The sequence below is a fragment of the Psychrobacter sp. CMS30 genome (genome assembly GCF_904846565.1).
In the GTDB taxonomy this organism is placed as follows: Bacteria; Pseudomonadota; Gammaproteobacteria; order Pseudomonadales; family Moraxellaceae; genus Psychrobacter; species Psychrobacter maritimus.
On sequence record NZ_CAJHBF010000006.1, the window covers coordinates 54,861 to 75,325 of the forward strand.

A 20,465-nucleotide genomic window follows, 5' to 3' on the forward strand; every position below is an offset into this window, starting at 1 on the left:
TAAACCATCAGTTGTTAATCAATCATTAATCACGGCTGTTTTAGCCAATGATGTATCAGCTTCTACCAGTCACACTACCAAAACAAGTTTAAGCACTTTTAATGCCTAGTAATTATTGCCCTTCAAATAGACTTAATTAAGCATCGAAATCGCGGTTGCTTTTTTCTTGGGTAAGCTCATCGGCGGCAAGCACTTGGGTCAATGGTTTGATAGGCCAAGTCATGACAAAGCGGGCGCCGCCAAGCTCACGGCTCTCGCCGACTTTCATATTGCCATTAAACCAAAAGGCGATACGCGACACAATAGACAGACCTAAACCATAGCCACCAGACGCTCGTGTACGGCTATCGTCCAGGCGTGAAAACGGAATAAAGACTTTTTCACGGTCTTCTTCTGGAATACCGTGACCGTCATCTTCCACACTGACAAAAGCATTGCCTTTTTTGACCCCAGCACTAATGATAATGGTCGTCTCTGCATAACGTAGCGCGTTACCGGCTAGATTCTGAATTACCCGATGTAGATAACGTCTATCGGCAACCGCCGTTACTTTAGCATTGGGCAGGTTGGTCACTATTTTGATAGGCTTACCTAAAGCATTGGTTTCACGCTCAATTTGCTCGAGCAACTCTCGCAAATTGACCGGCTCTAAATCTAGTTTCGGTGAGCCCTCTTCAAGCTTGGCGTAAGTTAAAATCTCATCAATCAAGCCGTTAAGCGCTTCGATATCCTCATCAATAAAATCACGCTGCATAAAGCGTGAATCTTCATCATCGGTATCTGCCAGCATATCGACGGCAAAACGAATACGGGCAACGGGTGTACGCAGTTCATGCGATACCGCACGCGTCAGCTCACGCTGCGATTCAATTAAGCGCTTAATATGCGCCGTCATCGCATTAAAGGTCGCGGATAAGCGCGCAATTTCATCTTGACCGATAACCTGTACTTTAATATCAAGATTGCCTTTACTGACTTCGTTGACACCAACTTGAATCAATTGCAATTTGCGCTCGAGCGGGAAAATAAGCGCATATACGCCCAAGCTGATTAAAAACATACTAATCAAAATCATACTAACAATCAGATTGAGCGGGAACCAATTAAATAAAGGCACCGGACCAATTAAAATCGCCATATCATTGATTTCAGACGGTACAACGACTTTGATTGAGGAGTTACTTTTACTGGTATTGGTATCTTGTAATAAAATGACCACCTCATCACGGCGCAAACGTGCCATCTGATCAGGATCTAAATTGAGCGTAGTGACCGCTTTAAATTCTAAGGGAAAAGCAAACTTTTTCTCTAGCTCAGCCAAGCGCGCCCGCTTATCAGACAAGGTGGCATGGTACGATAAGTCATCGAGCAAAAATACAGCGATGGCACGTACTTGTTGTTCAGTCACTTGCGATATGCGCGCCGTTAAAACATTTCGATTGTCTGGCAAACGATAATAGACATCGGCATAAACAGGCTGGCTGACATAGCGAACGACAGTATTGCCTTTCTCAAAGCGCCGCAGCTCACTGGCATTAAAATCGACCTCATTAATCGGCAAAATACTAAATTCTGCGCCAAATAAGCTACTCGCATCAGACAACCAATATTCGCGCTGAGAGTCACTCTCTTGATGCGCAATCCCTTCACTGACAATATGAAAGGCACCCGTCGCCATGTTTTCACGGTAAGACTGCACGCGCTCTTTATTGATGGTGTCCATCAATAATTGGGCGAACAATGCCACACACAAGCAGACTATCAATAGTCCGGCATAGATACGAACAAAAATACTATGTTTAAGAGAAGAAACTAATGACATACGTGCCGTGACCAACCTAATTTAGAAAAATTATTAATAGATAATAAATGATTATGGCATTTTTTACCTGATACTAGATATCTAGCATCGATAATTATCGCTCAATTAAAGCACATAACACAGCATTTAAGTTTAAAAATTAAAATTTAGACCATAAAAAACCAGCATGATGCTGGTTTTTTATTAAAAGGTGATGCAGTCTAAATACTTATATCAAAGATAACGTATTAATTGCCTTCTTTAACGAACAAATACCCTTTACTACGGACGGTTTTGATACGTTTAGGATTTTCTGGATCGTCACCGATTTTTGGACGGATACGCGAGATACGCACGTCAATTGAGCGATCTTGACCGTCATATTCGATACCGCGTAGGCGCTCAAAGATATCTTCACGTGACAAGATACGACCGGCATTAGAAGCCAATAACCATAATAGGTCATATTCTGCACTGGTGAAATCAACCAGCTCATCACCTAGATTCACTGAACGACCACCGTTATCGATGACCAATTCACCAAACTCTAAACGCTGTGGCACATCTTCTGATGGCGCGTTTTCTGAGCGACGTAATAACGCACGAATACGCGCGAGCAATACACGTGGCTGCGCAGGTTTGGCAACATAGTCGTCAGCGCCCATTTCAAGACCCAATACCTGATCCATATCTTCTGTGCGCGCGGTCAGCATCAAAATTGGGTTCTGATAGTGTGGACGTACCTCACGGCATACGGTTAAGCCATCACTACCAGGAAGCATGACATCAAGCACGACCAAATCTGGTTGTTCGTTGACAATACGACGAATGGCGCGATTACCATCAGTTTCAATTGCCACTTCTAAACCGTTTTTGACCAAATAATCTTGGGTCAACATGGCCAGACGCTCGTCATCCTCAACAATCAAGATTCGGGGGGTGTTGTCTTCTTCATTCGTTGTCATTGTTATATCCTCTAATACATCTAATTTAAAAGCAGTAAAAGTAAGAGCGGTAAATTAATAGCACCGTAACTTAATCGATCCGTAACCTGTTGCAATCGATGCCGTTATAGCGGTTACAAACTTGGTAGCACAGTATACTATTAAACACACAGCTTCCTATACTATAGCTTATAGTTGTTAACAAAACCTATAAACTACACCTATTAAAACTTTAGTTTGCGTCCAAAAATTATACCCTTTATCCTGATAAAAAGGCATCAGGCATTATTTATATGAAATAAGCGTTTGCTGCTAGTCAGCCAAACGTCCTGCCCTACTGAACCTCTCACTCATATAGATATAATTAGGACACTCTTTTAAGAATGCATTTTATAAGAATGCATGTAACGAAAATCTGTGTAAGAAACTTTTATCGTGAGCAAATTTTTATCTAACCCCTAATATAACCATATATTGTCATTGTCGCTAGTGACTTCTCATTCATTTACCAAAAATTGGTTGGTTATTAAGAATTCTTGAATAATATAACTAATTTCTATGTATAGTCCCTGCGAATCAAAACCGATACGTTAACAGAAAAAATTACTAGCTATCAGAACAACAGGTATAAAAAAACAGCCCATGATGGACTGTTTTTTTATTATTGTAGAAAAATTAAATAAATACTTTAACCTTTGCTACAAAGTATAAGACTAAGCGCGGTTTTTGTATTTACGGATAGTCTGTAGCTGGGCGACTGACTCAGCCAATGAAGCCAAGGCAGCATTGGTCTGTACAGTATCAGTTTGGTTGACCAGCATTTGCTCAGCTTTCTTACGTGCTTCAACGATTTTACTTTCGTCAAGGTTATGTGCACGCATGGCAGTATCAGCAAGTACGGTGACCATTTTTGGCTGTACTTCTAACACGCCGCCTGAGACGTAAATCACTTCTTCTTCACCGTTAGGCGTTTGGACGCGCATTGCACCTGGCTTTAGCAAAGTAATAAGCGGAGTGTGACCTGGCAATATACCAATCTCGCCTTCGGTACCACTAGCTATTAACATGCTAATTTCGCCTGAATACAACTCTTCACGAGCACTTACGACGCGACATTGTAACGTTGCCATACTTAATTCCTTACCATCAAAGCGCGATCAAAAAACAGTAAAAACTGCGATGCGTTACTGAAGAGTAGATATAAGGTTTATATTATACCTACTCGTTAGTCAATACGAGTACAACTTACGCTGCAGAAGACTTCATTTTTTCAGCTTTAGCTACTACTTCGTCGATGCCGCCAGCCATATAGAAAGCTTGCTCTGGTAGGCTATCATACTCACCAGCGATGATTGCTTTAAAGCTTGCAATGGTATCGCGTAGTGGGACATATTTACCAGGTGCACCGGTAAATACTTCAGCGACGTGGAATGGCTGTGATAAGAAGCGCTGAATCTTACGAGCACGATAAACGACTAGTTTATCTTCTTCTGATAACTCATCCATACCCAAGATGGCGATGATGTCTTTAAGCTCTTTATAGCGCTGTAGAACTTCCTGAACACCACGAGCAACGTTGTAATGCTCTTCACCGATAACCAATGGATCAAGCTGACGTGACGTTGAATCTAGTGGATCAACCGCAGGATAGATACCTTGTGAGGCGATATCACGGCTTAGTACCACTGTCGCATCCAAGTGAGCAAACGTCGTTGCTGGTGATGGATCCGTCAAGTCATCCGCCGGTACATATACGGCTTGTACAGAAGTAATAGAACCTGATTGCGTTGACGTAATACGCTCTTGCAGCATACCCATCTCTTCAGCGAGTGTTGGCTGATAACCAACCGCTGATGGCATACGACCTAGTAGTGCTGATACTTCAGTACCGGCTAGTGTATAACGATAGATGTTATCAACGAATAGCAATACGTCACGACCTTTGCCAGTGGCAGGATCTTTGGTATCACGGAAGTACTCAGCCATGGTCAAACCAGACAGCGCAACACGTAGACGGTTACCCGGTGGCTCATTCATCTGACCGTATACCATCGCAACTTTAGATTTGCTAAAGTCTTCGGTGTTTACAACGCCAGCTTCTTGCATTTCGTGATAGAAATCGTTACCTTCACGCGTACGCTCGCCGACGCCAGCAAATACTGACAAACCTTCGTGTTTTAGAGCGATGTTGTTGATCAATTCCATCATGTTGACGGTTTTACCAACACCAGCACCACCAAACAGACCAACTTTACCACCTTTAGCAAACGGGCAAAGTAGATCGATAACTTTAATACCAGTCTCTAGTAGTTCAGTACTGTTTGACTGATCCGCGTAGCTTGGCGCTTCACGGTGAATAGACCAACGCTCATCTGCTGCGACCGGACCTTCTTCATCGATAGGACGACCAAGAACATCCATGATGCGACCTAGTGTACCCATACCTACTGGTACAGAAATAGGTGCGCCAGTGTTGGTCACTGGTAGGTTACGCTTTAGGCCTTCGGTTGACCCCATCGCAATAGTACGTACGATACCATCACCTAGCTGTTGCTGTACTTCTAGGGTGGTTTCAGTGCCGTCTACTTGCAAGGCATCAAAAATCTGAGGAACTTCGTTACGGTTAAACTCAACGTCAAGAACCGCGCCAATAATCTGTACAATACGACCGCTACTCATTGCGTTCTCCTTGAACTTCTGTATATAGTTGGTTTTATAAAGGGTTTCAATTATGAAACAGCAGCAGCACCGCCAACGATTTCCGAGATTTCTCGGGTAATCGCCGCTTGACGCAGCTTGTTATAAACCAACTGTAAATCGTTAATTAGGTCACCAGCATTATCTGTCGCCGCTTTCATCGCAACCATACGTGAAGACTGCTCAGAGGCAATGTTTTCCATTACCGCTTGATAGACAATCGACTCGATATAGCGACCAAGTAATTGGTCAATCAAGGTTTTGATGTCAGGCTCGTAGATATAATCCCAGCTCAATTCTGTTTGAATACCGCTTTCTTCGTCACCAAATGAGCCCTCTGGTAGAGGCACCAATTGATTGACAATCGGCTTTTGGGTCATGGCGTTTACAAACTGGTTATAGACCACGTAGATACGGTCGATTTTACCGTTACTGTAGTCTTCTAACATTGCTTGGACCGGCGCGTTTAATTGCTCAAACGTGGGTTTATCACCATAATCAGTCACAGCTGAGGTGACTTTACCACCAAAGTTTTTGAAGAAGCTGACGCCTTTAGCGCCAATCACTGCAAACTCGGCTTGTACAGACTGGTCTTGATATTGCTGAATACTTTTAGATAGAGCTTTGAATAGGTTAATATTCAAACCACCCGCCAAACCACGGTCAGATGTGATGACAATATAGCCAACTTTATCAACTGGACGCGTTACCATGTACGGATGTTTGTAATCTGATGAGGCATGCACCAAATGCGAAATAACCCGGCGCATACTATCAGCATACGGGCGACCCACTTCCATGCGCTCTTGGGCACGGCGCATTTTACTGGCGGCTACCATTTGCATAGCGCGAGTAATTTTCTGGGTACTTTTAATACTGGTGACTTTGGCACGTATCTCTTTTAAGCTTGCCATAATGATTCCAATATAAGAGGGTTAAAAAGCATGGGCGTATGCAACAAACATTTAATAGAAAACACTGGACTTATTGGATAATGTCTTTACATTTTGTGGCATGACGCAATCTTAGACCATTGCTGGTTAAAACAGTGGCGCTGCTATCTTAAAAGAGGGTCTCTTAAAAGAGAATTTCTTAAAAGAAACCTTATCAGATAATGCGCCACTTTTTGCACCCTAAACTAGAGTGCTAACCAACTCAGGCTTAACCCGTTAAATTAATAACTGTGATTTTGTTTAAAGGTCTCTAAAGATGACTTTAAACGACCTGCGATATCATCATTATAATTCGCAGTGTCATCAATCTCACGCATCAATTCACTCTGCTCATCATGCATATAGCGTAAGTAAGCTTCTTCAAAAGAACCGATTTTTTCAACAGGAACGTCCGCTAAGAACCCTTCGTTCGACGCATAAATAACTGCGGCTTGCTCAGAGATAGACATTGGCTGATACTGTTTCTGTTTCATGAGTTCAGTCACGCGCTCACCATGATCAAGCTGTTCACGCGTTGCGTCATCAAGGTCTGATGCAAACTGAGCAAATGCAGCCAATTCACGATACTGAGCTAGAGCGGTACGGATACCACCAGACAGTTTCTTAATAATCTTAGTCTGAGCAGCACCACCAACACGCGATACCGAGATACCAGCGTTGACTGCTGGACGGATACCTGAGTTGAATAGGCTAGATTCTAAGAAAATCTGACCATCAGTGATTGAAATCACGTTGGTTGGTACGAATGCAGAGACGTCACCAGCTTGGGTTTCAATGATAGGTAGCGCGGTTAAAGAACCAGTTTTACCAACCACTTCACCATTGGTGAATTTTTCTACGTACGCCGCGTTTACGCGTGATGCACGCTCAAGTAAACGTGAGTGTAAATAGAATACGTCACCAGGATACGCTTCACGGCCTGGCGGACGACGTAGCAATAGTGAAATCTGACGATAAGCAACGGCTTGTTTTGATAAATCATCAAAAACAATCAGTGCATCTTCGCCGCGGTCACGGAAGTATTCGCCCATCGTACAACCTGAGTACGGTGCGATATACTGTAGTGCTGCTGGCTCTGACGCTGAAGCGACGACTACAGTCGTATATTCAAGGGCACCAGTTTGCTCAAGCTTACGTACCACGTTGGCAATGGTAGAACGTTTCTGACCAATTGCGACGTATACACACTTAATGCCAGATGATTTCTGCGCAATGATCGCATCGATAGCCATCGCGGTTTTACCCGTTTGGCGGTCACCAATGATAAGCTCACGCTGACCACGACCGATTGGAATCATGGTATCAACAGCTTTATAACCAGTCATTACTGGTTGATCTACTGATTGACGGTCGATAACGCCTGGGGCGATTTTTTCGACTTTATCAGTCATCTTGGCATCGATAGGACCTTTGCCATCAATAGGGTTACCTAAAGCATCAACAACACGGCCTAGCAACTCAGGACCTACGGGTACTTCCAAAATGCGACCAGTACAATAGGCTTTTTGACCTTCTTGTAGTTTTAGGAAGTCGCCTAATACTACCGCACCAACAGAATCACGCTCTAAGTTAAGCGCCATTCCGTAGATTTCACCTTCAAACTCAATCATTTCGCCGTACATGGCATCTTCAAGACCATGAATCTGCACGATACCGTCAGATACTTTGACAATCGTGCCTTCATTCTTTGCAGTTGCACCCGCATCAAGGTCTTGAATACGCTGCTTAATCAGATTACTGATTTCCGCTGGATTCAATTGTTGCATTGCCTTGTTTCCTTTAATTTATGATAACCCGCCACTGACTTAAATGCTCTTATATCACGCAAGCTTTATTAAGCTGCACTGATGATTGGCATTAGGCAGTTAGCTGTGTTTTTAACTGTTGTAACTTGCCACGCATCGAATCATCGATGATTTTGTCACCGACTTTAATCGTAGCGCCCGCCAAAAGACTAGGATCAACCGACTCATGAATCACCACGCTCGCATTGAGCGAAGCAGCAAGACGCGTTTGCAGCGTATCACGCTGGGCATCGGTTAATGGATAAGCAGAGGTCACATAAGCGTCAAGCTGCTTTAAGCTTATTGCCTTGTGACGGCGATAATGCTCATAAACTTCAGGAAGCAGCGCCAGACGCTCTTGTTCTGATAACTGTTTAACGAAGTTACTAAGTGCTACTGATACTTTTGGATAGCTGGCGTTGCTGTCATGACGAGCCCCTTGGGTCTCGACTAATAACTGCTTAAAAGCAGAATCATTCGCGCTAGCTACTTCTGTATCATAAAGATCGACCAAAGCAGCTGACTTATGCTCAGCAGAAACAGCTGGATTGTCTAGCCAAGTACTGAACGACTTGTCACTGACAACGGTGCTGGCAATAAATAAGAAGTTTTCCCACTCATTTACTACCCCGTTTTCATTGGCATAGTCAAACGCGGCTTTAGCGTACGGTCGTGCTAAGGTTGATAAGTCAGCCATGATATCCTCACAATTACAGCTTCGCCGCCAGTTGGTCTAACATACTGGCATGTTTTTGCACATCGACTTTGTCTTGCAAAATCTTCTCTGCACCAAGTACAGCCAGTTCAGCAACTTGGGCACGCAATGATTCGCGCGCTTGATTGATTTCTTGGTCGATAGAGGCTTGCGCTTGTTGACGAATGCGCTCGCCTTCCGCTTGGGCTTGCGATTTTGCATCTTCAACAAGCTGATTGGCGCTCTTGTTCGCTTGCTCAATTAGAGCAGCAGCTTTGGTCTTTGCAAGATTAAGCTCCTGCTGTACATCTTGCTCCGCGGTCGCTAAATCTGCTTTTGCTTTTTCTGCGGCGTTTAAGCCTTCAGCAATTTTACGCTGACGCTCATTAATGGCACCGATAAGTGGTGGCCACACGAATTTCATGCAAAAAATCACAAATATTGCAAAAGCAATGGCTTGACCGATGAGGGTAGAATTGATATTCACGTGATCACCTCTTTGTTAATGAAAAATCAGTTTCATTGATCATATTTGATAGCCAAACTTTGGCTATGTTTAATATACAAACTTTGACCACCAAACATTTACAACTGAGCTTTCTGATTAACCTGCTAGAGGGTTAGCGAACAACAATAGCATAGCAATACCAACACCAATCATCGGTACGGCATCAAGTAGACCTGCCACGATGAACATACGAGTTTGCAGCTGTGAACCAAGTTCTGGTTGACGTGCAACACCTTCTAAGAACTTGCCGCCTAGAATAGCAAAACCAATGCCTGTGCCAAGTGCGCCAAGACCGATAAGCAGTGCTACTGCGATAACTGTGTAACCACCTAATACTGGATCCATTGATGTATCCTCATTTACCTATTGAATGTATAATTAATGTTCAGTTGATGATGCAAGCGACATATAAACTATCGTCAACATCATGAATACGAACGCTTGAAGGGTAATAATTAAGATGTGGAAAATTGCCCACGGTACAGATAACGCCCATTGAATCCAAAATGGCATCAGGGCAATCAATACGAAGATCAGCTCCCCAGCATACATGTTACCGAATAGACGCAAACCTAATGAGATTGGTTTGGCAATCAGAGTAACAAACTCTAAGATAAAGTTGATGGGGATTAAAATAATTTGCATGATTGGGTTTTTGGCGCTAAACGGATGCAGTGTTAACTCACCAACAAAGCCGCCCAACCCTTTTTCTTTAATACTATAGTAGATAATCAACGCAAAGACAGAGAACGACATGCCAAGGGTGATATTAGGATCAGTCGTTGGAACAATCTTGAAGAACACATGATGTGGATCATGCCCCATCGCAGCGCCAACTAGGCCTGCAAGACTTGGAATAAAGTCGATAGGTAATAGATCCATCAAGTTCATCAAGAAAATCCACACAAAAATGGTTAACGCCAAAGGCGCAATCAATTTTGAGGTACCACTGTAAGAATCACGAACGTTGTTATCAACAAACTCAACGATCATCTCAACCGCTGCTTGAGTCTTACTTGGTACGCCTGAAGTAACTTTTTTGGCAACCATCCAAAAGATGGCACAAAATAAAATACCCAGACCGATTGACCATAACATAGAGTCAAGGTGGATAGCTTTAAAACCCATTAAACCTGCTTCTTCAGCAGTATAGGCAACTTTCCAACCTTCGCCCGGCAGATAGCCGTACGTCCAATTCGTTAAGTGGTGAGAGATATATTCTGATGATGTTTGCTCGGATGCCATAATGTAAGCTTCTTATTAATCAACGATTTAATCAACTACCAAAAAATATGGTTGTCATCTGATGAGGTGTTGGCGGTTTTATTTAATCTACTACTCAGTAAATCAATAAATCCTGCGACAGCACTCATGTAACCAATAACATCCAACCCATAACTATCTAATTAATCTGCTATTACTCATTAACCAAACTGAATAACCAATGTACGACTACTGCTCAATTCGATAACGCCCGATAAATTTTAGCTATCAAAAAAGGGCTTATGATGATTCAGTAATAGCCCTTGCATGTGTACGCAAAAATGTCATATATGTGTCTGCTTATATCGTTTTATCACGATAAACGCTCAATACAGCGCTTGTCAGCAAGATATTTAGCTGCCTATATTAATGCAGCGTGGTATTCGTGTAAAGTCAATTATGACTTTTTTATTTACTGTATGAATACGTTAATCGCTGTTAACGTTAGCTTACATAGCTTTGCGTCTATAATACAATATTGATAATTTAATTATATCTGATAACCCTGTTTAGATAAGGGGTTAGTAATCGCAATTATTTGACGCTTTACGCTGAGATAAGCGCTATATTCATATTTTTATTGTAAAAACGGTTCTGAGTCATTTCATGATGTATCAATGACGTTATAACAGCAATCGTAGAGAAGTTGGACCGCAGGATGACAAACTAACGTTATTTATAATATTGACCATTAAAACGATAATCATCTATAAATACTAGCGTATATGCCACAACATCCAACTGTGACTAATCTGCATTACCATAAAACCGATGAATAGCGCTGGCGCTGATAGAGGTTGTATGGTAATAAAAATTAGTGCGAAACCGAACACGGTCAGTAGCCATTTGACCATCTGACCACGATATAGCTGGCTGACAATGTGTCGGCGCGCGCGATATCCGGTATACCAAAAGATAAATCCAGCAAACACAGCTTGGGTGGCAAAACTAAGTAGCGCACCAATGGCGTTACTCTTTGCAATAACCAGCGTGTAATTATCACTACCTAGCCAGGCGACATCTACTATCCAGCCAAGCACAATAAGGATAAATAAAATCCATGCTTGGCGTTTTAGGTAAATACCAATTTTATCTTTTTGGGTGCGTTTGGCAGGCTTGGTCATCGATATTTCTATAGCTCTATAACGTGGGGATAATGTAGCACAGTTGCGACAAAGTTATCCGTGAATGGCTCACTCTACAGACGTTATCTTTTAACCAAATTAAAACGCCACTTATTATAGGGAGCAAGGCAATTTTAAGCAAGTAAAATATGCCTTTTATCAAGCATTTACTTATCCGGCAATAAAGAACGCTCTACAGAGTGAATAAAGTCTCGCGAATACATTAATAACAAGGCGTTTATATCGGCGCATTTGCTAATGAGGATTAAGCAAATGCGCCTTATGCCATTTTTACTTACTTGTTTAACGAGTTTCTTAAATCATTTTTAAATAGCTTATTCACGCTTTAGCTTGCAAGCCATTTATAGAAAAGTATTTATGCGATACATTGGCGAATTTGCTGCGCCATCGTTTGCCAACCGCTGATGAAATCTTTACTGTTGCTCATATCTTCTGCTTGTACCGTACTTTTAACCGGTTGGAGCTTGGCGAGCAAGCCTTTGGCAGGACTGCTTGGACTGACCAAACACATTTGCTTGGCTGGGCGCTGCTCATGTAGCCAGCGTAGTTGACTGGCCTTTGGTGCTAAATGATGATCGGTACTTAAGCTGCCAATCAACTGTAACTTAGCGCTGTCTTCCATATATTGATAAGCATCGTGATAGGCCCAATACGGCAAAGGTTTTTGCGCGTGGTTTGCATTGGCTGCGGCCACTGCCCTATTCATGCGCTGAGCAAATTTTTGCGCATTGGCATGATAAAGCGCTTTATATTGCGGATTGGCATGACTATGAATGACGGCAAGCGCACGGGTAATGGCTTTTGCGTTTTCAGGATCGAGCCAAATATGCGGGTCAAGCGTGCCAGCGAGTGGTTTACCTTTAATATCACGGAGCGGATGACGTTTAAAGGCATCAAACTTAAATAAAGCAATCGAGTTGGGCGCGCTATTTAGGGTGCTGGCCAAGTTATTCTCTAAGGGTTCACCAAACCAGACCACAAACTTACTGTCCTGAATCGCTTTGATATCGCCCGGGCTGATACTACCGTGATGCCCCACCTCCCCTGCTTGCAATAACTGCTTGGCAGATGGCGCACCTTCTGTGACCGCTTTGCTTAATAGAAACAGGGGATAATTGCTCACACTGACCGTTGCCGCTTGCGCGCTCATCATTAACGAGCCAAATATAATGACGCCTGTCGCTAATAAGCGCTGTAAGCTCATCGGTAAACGTATAAAACTTTTAAAAAATGAAATCATAATGGCTGCTTTTAAAGGTCAATAAATAATAATAGTGCGAATAATCGTTTTGAGACGTTATTTTGATTAAAATAGGCGTATGTACCGATAGGTTCAAACGCGATATTCGCCTTTGCATATTATTATGTTATACTATAACAATATAAAAAACCATCATAAAATGCGCCTTATACTGAAGTGCCTTGTAGATATAAAGGTGATAATTATAAAAGCGCTGGGTCATTTTTAGGAGCTTGCTTCATGTCTAGTCACTCACCCGTTTGCGATCATGTACACGATGTGCAAGATTTTACGCCGTCCGATGTGAATGAGCGCCTTATGGCCGCAAAAGAGCAATGTCGCGCAAGCGGTGCGCGCTTTACGCCGTTGCGCCAACAAATCTATCAGTTGGTGTTAGAAGCCAATAAGCCTGTGGGTGCGTATGATTTGATCACGCAGCTGCAGCAAATGCGCCTGACCGAGCCTGAAGCCAAAACTCCTGCTTCAACTAAGCAGAAAAACAATCAGACGCCAAAAAACGTCGCACCGCCAACTGTTTACCGCAGCTTAGAGTTCTTATTAAGCGAAGGTTTGATTCATCAGCTAACCTCTATCAATGCTTATGTGCCTTGCTGTCATCCCCGCGCCCAGCATACGGCAGCATTTTTAATCTGTGCGCAGTGCCAGCGTGTGCAAGAATGCAGCAGTTTACCGGTGCAAGAAATCATGAGCTTTGCGCAACAAGATGTCGGTTTTATGGTGGAGCGCAGTGTCATTGAGCTCAGTTGTCGTTGCCAAGCGTGCCAATAAAATAGTTGATTGCCAATATTTTAGGTTGACGCTTTTACCCTTAGCGATGCTTTTATCCTAATTATTGTGGTTCCATTACTCACATATCACTAACATATCAGTACTGCCCTATGAGCCTAGCGACTTCCCCAACCAAGCCATCCTCTGCCATTAATATGAGTGATAAGACGATGAATAATGCCACCAAACTGCTAAGCTTAAGCGATATCAGCTACCATATCGGGCAGCAACGCATCCTCTCGCATATCGATATCGATATTGCCGTCAATGAAACGGTCAGCCTTATCGGTCCTAATGGCGCGGGCAAATCGACGCTGGTAAAGCTGGTTTTGGGTTTAATCGAGCCAACAAGTGGACAGATAACACCGCACCAAAAGTTACAGCTCGGTTATGTGCCGCAGCGCTTTACGGTCGCGCCTATTTTACCGTTACGCGTGTGCGATTTATTGGCCCAAGCAGACAAAAAGCGCTTAACCGCTGAGCAGCGTCAATTTATATTTGAAAAATTATCTTTAACGCATTTGCTATCACGGCAAATGCTGCACCTGTCAGGCGGTGAAACCCAGCGGGTGTTGCTGGCGCGCGCCTTGCTAGACAAACCCAATTTATTAATTTTAGATGAGCCGATGCAAGGGCTTGACCCTGATACCGAGGTTTGGCTGTATCAGTTTATTGATGAGCTGCCGGAGTTTTTACGCTGCGCCATGTTAGTCGTTTCGCATGATTTGCATTGGGTGATGAAAGGTAGCAGGCGTGTCATTTGTCTCAATAAACATATCTGCTGTGAGGGACAACCAAGCGAGCTTGCCATTAGTTCAGAATTTCAAAAGCTCTTTGGACATCATTATGAGCAGCCGTATGTCCATCAGCCGCACGCTTGCGAGCATCATGCCCCAAGCGAGATATAATTAACAACCAAGCTTATTTAGGCAACAACCGCCTTATTCCTTTTTATAAAAACGTTACGGATATCTATTATGACCGCTTGGTTAGCCATCATTGCCCCTGCCTGGATTGCTGGCAGCATTTTAGCCTTACTTTCTGCGCCCTTAGGTTGCTTGGTATTATGGCGGCGCATGGCGTTTTTTGCCGATGCACTGGCGCATGGGACATTGTTAGGGGTAGCGTTGGCAGTATTATGGCAATTACCCATGGGCATTGGTATTGGCATTGTCAGTGTGATGGTGGTGCTGGGACTGGTATTAATTGATGATGAGCGCTTGCCTGTCGATGCGGTGTTGGCTGTGGTTGCCGTGTCGCTATTGTGTTTAGGGTTATTGACATTAACCCAGCTGACCGACCAGCAAGCCAATGTCTTAGGCTTCTTATTTGGCAATTTACTTGAGCTTGATTGGGCGGATTTACCCTTAATTGCAGCCAGTGTTTTGGTTGGCTTGGGGCTACTTATTTATATATGGCCGGCGCAAATCAAACTGGCTACTCATGAGGCTTTGGCACGGATTCAAGGTATTAATCCGACTCGCCAGCGGCTGTTTTTTATGGGCGTATTGGCGGGGTTTTGTGCCATTGCCTTGCAAGCGGTTGGTAGCTTATTAATCAGTGGTTTATTGGTATTGCCCGCGCTGACCGCCCGTCTCTGGTCAGCCTCGCCAAAACAAATGGTCATTATCGCTTTAATCATTGCCCAGCTCGGCGTCACGCTTGGCGTTTGGGGCAGTATCTGGTTTGATATCCAGACTGGACTTGCTATTGTTTTAGTCCTCGCTATTTTATTTTTTATTGCGCTGATTATCTCAAAGCTAATAGGCATAAAATCAGGCACAAAATCCCTGATGGCAAAATTTTGGTCGCCACGCCACTAGTCGCCACGCCACTAAATATCCAAATATCCGGCAGCGCTTATGGCGGTCGCAGCAATTATTATCACCGTCATAAGAAAGCTATTTACTTCGCCTTTATCGAACTTTATTTCATCAATATTGCTAGAGCTTTACTCGTCATAATGTTATAAACTTTCTCTAATATTATCAAGAATATAGTTAACGACTTTTATAATAAAATAAATGCTTTCTACGGTGTTTTGATTTAACGCGATTTTGATTGATAAGGGACTAAATTCAATGCTTAGCTATCCTGCCAGCGCCATCAGCACGCCAGACGGACAGGTAAATATTCTGCAAATCACTGATTTGCACTTATCATCCCATGTGCCTGCGGCGGTTGACGAAACCAGTAGTGAAGTGGCGATTTGCCAGTACAGCTTTGAGGCAATTATCAAACAAGCGTTAAGCGAAGATCGTCGCTGTGACTTAATCATTGTCACAGGCGATTTGGTCAATAAAGTACAAACTGATATTTACGACCATATTTTTAAGGTGTTACAGGCGACGGGCATTCCTTTTGCTTGTATTGCGGGCAACCATGATGTCACCGATGAAAATGACAGTGAGCTGCCATTTTTTCAGCGTGAACTGATTGCCAGACCTACCGATGAGCGCCTGCTAAGCCGACATATGATTGAGACGGAGCATTGGCAGCTGCTGTTATTAGACTCGTCCATCACTGGCAAGGTAGCAGGAGAGGTGACGACGACCGACATTGATTGGCTATGTCAGCAGCTAGAGACTTGCACGAAGCCTGCGCTCATCGCCTTACACCATCATGTGATACCGGTCGACTCTGACTGGATCGATCAGCATATGGTAAAAAACGCCGATACTTTTTGGCAACGGATGGCGGCATTTGAGCATCTGCAAGTGATTATCAGCGGGCATACCCATCAAGAGCAAGTCCGTCAGCGCCAAGGAGTGACGGTGTATAGCACGCCGTCTACTTGCTATCAGTTTCAACCTTTTGAAGACGATTTTGCTTATGATAAAAACGCCCTACCCGGATATCGTTGGTTGCAATTAGCCAACAATGGAGAGGTTGCAAGCTGGGTCGAAAGACTAGATACTTGACGACCAGTTTTATTGGCTAAAATTTGGCTAGAATAATATCGCCAGAGCCTGTATCTTATACTGTTAGACAATGTAAGAAAAATAAGCATGGTCTAAGCTTTATTTAGACAAAATTATAATAGCTAGGATGGCTAACTTGACCACAAGCTAAGTTTTCACAGTCAGGGATTTGTCTATTTATTTAACCGTAAGCATTTAAATAAATAAATTCATGACAATATACCTGACCATTGATAGGTCGCCCGCGTCCTATCGAGATAACCGTATTATTAGATCAGCTGTGTTACTTGTGTTACTAAGTGGTAAAACGTTTTATAAAGGGACAATTTATAGCGTTTGATAAATTTATAACGTCTTGTCTTTTGATATGTCGTTTTATTGAATTAATTTGAAAAAGTAGGATACCCATATGAGCACCCTGACCACGAATCCGAGTGATGTAAAGTTCACCCCTTATGAACCTGCCAAAGACGAAGAGTATATGTCTGATGAGCAATTGGCGCATTTTAAGGCAATGTTATTAGATTGGAAGCACCAACTGATTGGCGAAGCGGATCGTACCAAGACTTATATCCAAGATGAGTCTAGCGCTATGCCAGATATCAATGACCGCGCCACGCAAGAAGAAGAGTTTGCTTTGACCTTGCGTACGCGTGACCGTGAACGTAAGCTGATTCGCAAAATCGATAAATCTCTCGCCGAAATTGAAAACGATGATTACGGTTTTTGTGAAACTTGTGGCGTAGAGATTGGTCTGCGTCGCCTCGAAGCCCGTCCAACAGCAACTCAGTGCATTGACTGCAAGACTTTATCTGAGATTAAAGAGCGTCAAAACCAAGGTGCTTAAATAAGGTGCTTAAATCCAGCTAGTTTAACAGTCATTAATACTCTAATATAAAAACGAGCGACCATTTATTGGTCGCTCGTTGCGTTTTATGTTGTTGTTTTATCTTCTTGTTTTTTATTTTCCTGCGTTTTATACATTCCCATTTATAGATGAACTTGATGCTTATTGACACGCCACCAACAAAATAGGCATATTTGATAAATATCTTTTTGGCGCTATATTTATTATTCTATGTTTTTATTCTACTGATACTGCCTACTTTGAAAACCATCCATACTCCTATGCCAATTCAAATTTCAACTCCAGCCGCAGCCGCATCGTCATCACAGCCTATCGGGCGTTTTGCCCCGTCACCCACTGGTGAGCTGCATCTTGGTTCATTAACGACGGCACTTGCCAGCTTTTGTCATATCAAATCCATTGGTGGTAAGTGGCTCTTACGTATCGAAGACACTGACACGGAACGCTGCGATAGCCAGTTTACTGAGCAGATTTTGATTGATTTGGAGGTGCTCGGGCTACACTGGGATGGCGATGTCATTTACCAATCTGAACGCATTGATATTTATAATGATTACTTATCTTCAAGTCTCTATCCGCTGACCTACGGCTGTCAGTGCTCACGCAAAAGTCTTGAGCGTTACTGGGAGCGAAAAGCGATAGGAGAAAGTATTGACCCGCAGCAGGCAAACCAAAAACTTCTAAACAGACAACGCTATCCGCGTTGCTGTCTAGATGCAGGTTTTGATAAAGAGCAAAATAAGCTACGGATACAACTGCCAAATTATCGCATGGGCTTTAAAGATGGCATTCAAGGCGTGCAATGGGATAACCCGCAGCAAACCTTGGGAGACATGGTGGTACGTCGCCAAGATGGCATGATTAATTATATTTTAGCCGCCAGTCTGGACGATGGCTTGCAAGGCATCACACATATCATGCGCGGCTTAGATATTTTACCGATGACCACCGCCCAAATCAGCATCATGCATGCCGCGCGCTTACCGGCTATCGATCATTGGTATCATTTGCCGCTGATATGCAGTCCTGACGGTCAAAAGCTGTCTAAACAAAACCTTGCCCAGCCGATTGATACACGCGACCCAAGCAAGCTCATCGCTGAGGCTTTACAGCTATTGCAGCAGCCTGTCGTTGATAGAGATACCCCAACAAATATGCTTAAGCAAGCGATTGCACAATGGGATAACTCACCGCTAAAAAATATGCAGTCTTTAAATATGCCGAGCATTTAATAACATAGTCCTAAGCCCTAATAGAAAAAGCGCCGCTATTAGCGACGCTTTTTTATAGTTAATGATTAGAATGAGAATGTATTAAACAATCTAAAAACATTTATCACGTTATCATTAAATGGCTTAATAATAACGACACTGGCTCTTTTCAATCTCAGGGCTTTCTTTATAAATCTTTAGTAAAACCGCCACCATCACCAAGCTAATCAGCATCGATGAACCACCATAACTAAAGAATGGCATGGTCAAGCCTTTGGTCGGAATCGCCCCCATATTCATCGCCGCATTAATAATCGTCTGGGCAATAAACACCACGGCGATACCAAAGGCGGTATAACTCATGCGCATCTGGCGACGTTTAAGGGCGTTATAACTGATGCGCATGGCACTACCGATAATCAGCGCTTCAAGTATCAAGATCATCGTGACGCCAACAAAGCCCAATTCTTCACCGGTAATCGCTAACAGAAAATCCGTATGCGCCTCTGGTAAATGCGACAGTTTTTGTACGCTTTCGCCATAACCGACACCGGTAAATTGCCCACGACCAAAGGCGATTAAGCTGCGTGCCAACTGATAATCGGTATCTTGCACATCATCAAAAGGATCCAAAAACGACATCACGCGTACGAGGCGATATTGTACGGTCGCCACCATTAATACGGCGCCACCAACGGCGACAGCACCGAGCGCGATAAACTGTTTATAAGGCGCGCCAGCAATATAAAATATCGCAAAGACAGTACCGATAATAACCACAAACGAGCCAAAATCTGGCTGCGCTAGTAACAGAACGGTAATTAGCCCGACCACTATCGCAATGCGCAAAAAGCCATCCCAGCCATTACGTACCTCAAATGAGCGCCGTACCACAAAGTCTGAGACAAATATAATCATCACCAGCTTTGCAAGCTCTGCGACCTGAAAGTTAAAGCCGCCGAGCGTTAGCCAACGCTTCGAGCCGTTAATAGGCGTACTAAATAAGGTGGCAAATAACAAGAGCCCGGTAATCGCCAACAGCATAAACTGGGTTTCAGTTCTATAGAGCCTTTTTAGCGATACCAGTTTATAAGAAAAACCGGCGATAAACAGACCAATACCCATGTAGAGGAGCTGATTATAGAAAAAGTTCAGCTCGCTCATGCCGCGACTGAGCGCAAAAGGAATAGAAGCAGAAGCCACCATCAATAGGCTAAGCACCAACATACAGCCGACGCTCGATAATAAAATTGCGCGCGCTGATGGCATAGACAGAATACCATCTGAGCCAGTAGCTTGTGGCGATTGAGAGTTCGAACGAAAAAGAGAAGAGAGCGCCATAATTTTATATACACTAGCAAACGAAAAAACACGGCGTTTATAAAACGCCACCGTTTAAAAAATATGAAATAGATTTTATTTAAAAAGATAATAGCAGACAGCTAGTTAGTGACAAACCACGCTTTTTGGCAGTTTACCGTGTCAATATTCAGTACTGACATGGCAACGTGGCTGGGTTACTGCTTGGTTCGTCACCTGATTCATCACTTGGTTTACATAAGCCTTACTGCTTATATTTGACAGTAGCAGCAATTTATAAGCAAAACAATCATTTATCAAAAAACGCCTGCCATTTTTACAACGATA

19 protein-coding genes are annotated in these 20,465 nt (G+C 43.2%); 6 read left to right on the plus strand and 13 right to left on the minus strand.

Translation table 11 applies throughout. The features are described from left to right. Positions 1 to 136 precede the first annotated feature (136 nt). From JMX94_RS04685 to JMX94_RS04740, 12 genes are all read right to left on the minus strand, one after another. Complete coding sequence (locus JMX94_RS04685) at positions 137 to 1,822, minus strand: ATP-binding protein (protein WP_201563673.1); 1,686 nt, start codon at positions 1,820 to 1,822, stop codon at positions 137 to 139. 227 nt (positions 1,823 to 2,049) lie between these two features. After that, positions 2,050 to 2,766 carry a response regulator gene (locus JMX94_RS04690; RefSeq protein ID WP_021812806.1) on the minus strand — a complete coding sequence of 239 codons (717 nt, stop codon included), beginning with the start codon at positions 2,764 to 2,766 and terminating at the stop codon, positions 2,050 to 2,052. Between the two features lie 692 nt (positions 2,767 to 3,458). Continuing rightward, complete coding sequence (locus JMX94_RS04695) at positions 3,459 to 3,875, minus strand: F0F1 ATP synthase subunit epsilon (RefSeq protein ID WP_201563675.1); 417 nt, start codon at positions 3,873 to 3,875, stop codon at positions 3,459 to 3,461. Positions 3,876 to 3,990: 115 nt separating this feature from the next. Further along, positions 3,991 to 5,424: a F0F1 ATP synthase subunit beta gene (atpD, locus tag JMX94_RS04700; protein ID WP_201563677.1), complete on the minus strand. Its 1,434-nt coding sequence runs from the start codon at positions 5,422 to 5,424 to the stop codon at positions 3,991 to 3,993. Positions 5,425 to 5,474: 50 nt separating this feature from the next. Beyond that, positions 5,475 to 6,356 (minus strand): F0F1 ATP synthase subunit gamma, encoded by an 882-nt coding sequence (gene atpG, locus JMX94_RS04705; RefSeq protein WP_201563679.1) that lies wholly within the window; start codon positions 6,354 to 6,356, stop codon positions 5,475 to 5,477. A 260-nt stretch (positions 6,357 to 6,616) separates the two neighbouring features. Continuing rightward, entirely contained in the window at positions 6,617 to 8,161 is a 1,545-nt protein-coding gene (gene atpA, locus JMX94_RS04710) for a F0F1 ATP synthase subunit alpha (protein WP_149490809.1), read from the minus strand. 91 nt (positions 8,162 to 8,252) lie between these two features. Next, positions 8,253 to 8,876 carry a F0F1 ATP synthase subunit delta gene (locus tag JMX94_RS04715; protein ID WP_201563681.1) on the minus strand — a complete coding sequence of 208 codons (624 nt, stop codon included), beginning with the start codon at positions 8,874 to 8,876 and terminating at the stop codon, positions 8,253 to 8,255. Between the two features lie 13 nt (positions 8,877 to 8,889). Beyond that, positions 8,890 to 9,360: a F0F1 ATP synthase subunit B gene (locus tag JMX94_RS04720; RefSeq protein ID WP_149490807.1), complete on the minus strand. Its 471-nt coding sequence runs from the start codon at positions 9,358 to 9,360 to the stop codon at positions 8,890 to 8,892. A 117-nt stretch (positions 9,361 to 9,477) separates the two neighbouring features. After that, entirely contained in the window at positions 9,478 to 9,726 is a 249-nt protein-coding gene (gene atpE, locus JMX94_RS04725; RefSeq protein WP_025651437.1) for a F0F1 ATP synthase subunit C, read from the minus strand. 33 nt (positions 9,727 to 9,759) lie between these two features. Further along, positions 9,760 to 10,626, minus strand: coding sequence for a F0F1 ATP synthase subunit A (gene atpB / locus JMX94_RS04730; protein ID WP_149490806.1), 867 nt, complete (start codon positions 10,624 to 10,626; stop codon positions 9,760 to 9,762). 734 nt (positions 10,627 to 11,360) lie between these two features. Then, positions 11,361 to 11,768, minus strand: a complete 408-nt coding sequence (locus JMX94_RS04735; RefSeq protein WP_201563683.1) for an ATP synthase subunit I — start codon at positions 11,766 to 11,768, stop codon at positions 11,361 to 11,363. Positions 11,769 to 12,144: 376 nt separating this feature from the next. Beyond that, the gene (locus JMX94_RS04740; RefSeq protein WP_374220399.1) at positions 12,145 to 12,993 is read right to left on the minus strand and encodes a metal ABC transporter solute-binding protein, Zn/Mn family; all 849 of its coding nucleotides are present in this window, start codon (positions 12,991 to 12,993) and stop codon (positions 12,145 to 12,147) included. 276 nt (positions 12,994 to 13,269) lie between these two features. Here JMX94_RS04740 and JMX94_RS04745 point away from each other — a divergent pair, with 276 nt between their 5' ends. The 6 genes from JMX94_RS04745 (at position 13,270) to gluQRS (ending at position 18,839) form a co-directional block, all read left to right on the plus strand. Further along, positions 13,270 to 13,818 (plus strand): transcriptional repressor, encoded by a 549-nt coding sequence (locus JMX94_RS04745; protein WP_201563687.1) that lies wholly within the window; start codon positions 13,270 to 13,272, stop codon positions 13,816 to 13,818. A 155-nt stretch (positions 13,819 to 13,973) separates the two neighbouring features. Further along, on the plus strand, positions 13,974 to 14,726 hold the full coding sequence (locus tag JMX94_RS04750) for a metal ABC transporter ATP-binding protein (RefSeq protein WP_374220400.1): 753 nt from the start codon (positions 13,974 to 13,976) through the stop codon (positions 14,724 to 14,726). A 69-nt stretch (positions 14,727 to 14,795) separates the two neighbouring features. After that, entirely contained in the window at positions 14,796 to 15,641 is an 846-nt protein-coding gene (locus JMX94_RS04755; RefSeq protein WP_201563689.1) for a metal ABC transporter permease, read from the plus strand. A 258-nt stretch (positions 15,642 to 15,899) separates the two neighbouring features. Then, positions 15,900 to 16,739, plus strand: a complete 840-nt coding sequence (locus JMX94_RS04760; RefSeq protein ID WP_201563691.1) for a metallophosphoesterase — start codon at positions 15,900 to 15,902, stop codon at positions 16,737 to 16,739. Between the two features lie 409 nt (positions 16,740 to 17,148). Further along, positions 17,149 to 17,586 (plus strand): RNA polymerase-binding protein DksA, encoded by a 438-nt coding sequence (gene dksA, locus JMX94_RS04765; protein WP_201563693.1) that lies wholly within the window; start codon positions 17,149 to 17,151, stop codon positions 17,584 to 17,586. A gap of 281 nt (positions 17,587 to 17,867) precedes the next feature. Continuing rightward, entirely contained in the window at positions 17,868 to 18,839 is a 972-nt protein-coding gene (gene gluQRS / locus JMX94_RS04770; protein WP_201563695.1) for a tRNA glutamyl-Q(34) synthetase GluQRS, read from the plus strand. A 123-nt stretch (positions 18,840 to 18,962) separates the two neighbouring features. Here gluQRS and JMX94_RS04775 read toward each other — a convergent pair whose 3' ends face one another. Then, positions 18,963 to 20,159: an FtsW/RodA/SpoVE family cell cycle protein gene (locus JMX94_RS04775; RefSeq protein ID WP_227670463.1), complete on the minus strand. Its 1,197-nt coding sequence runs from the start codon at positions 20,157 to 20,159 to the stop codon at positions 18,963 to 18,965. Positions 20,160 to 20,465 lie beyond the last annotated feature (306 nt).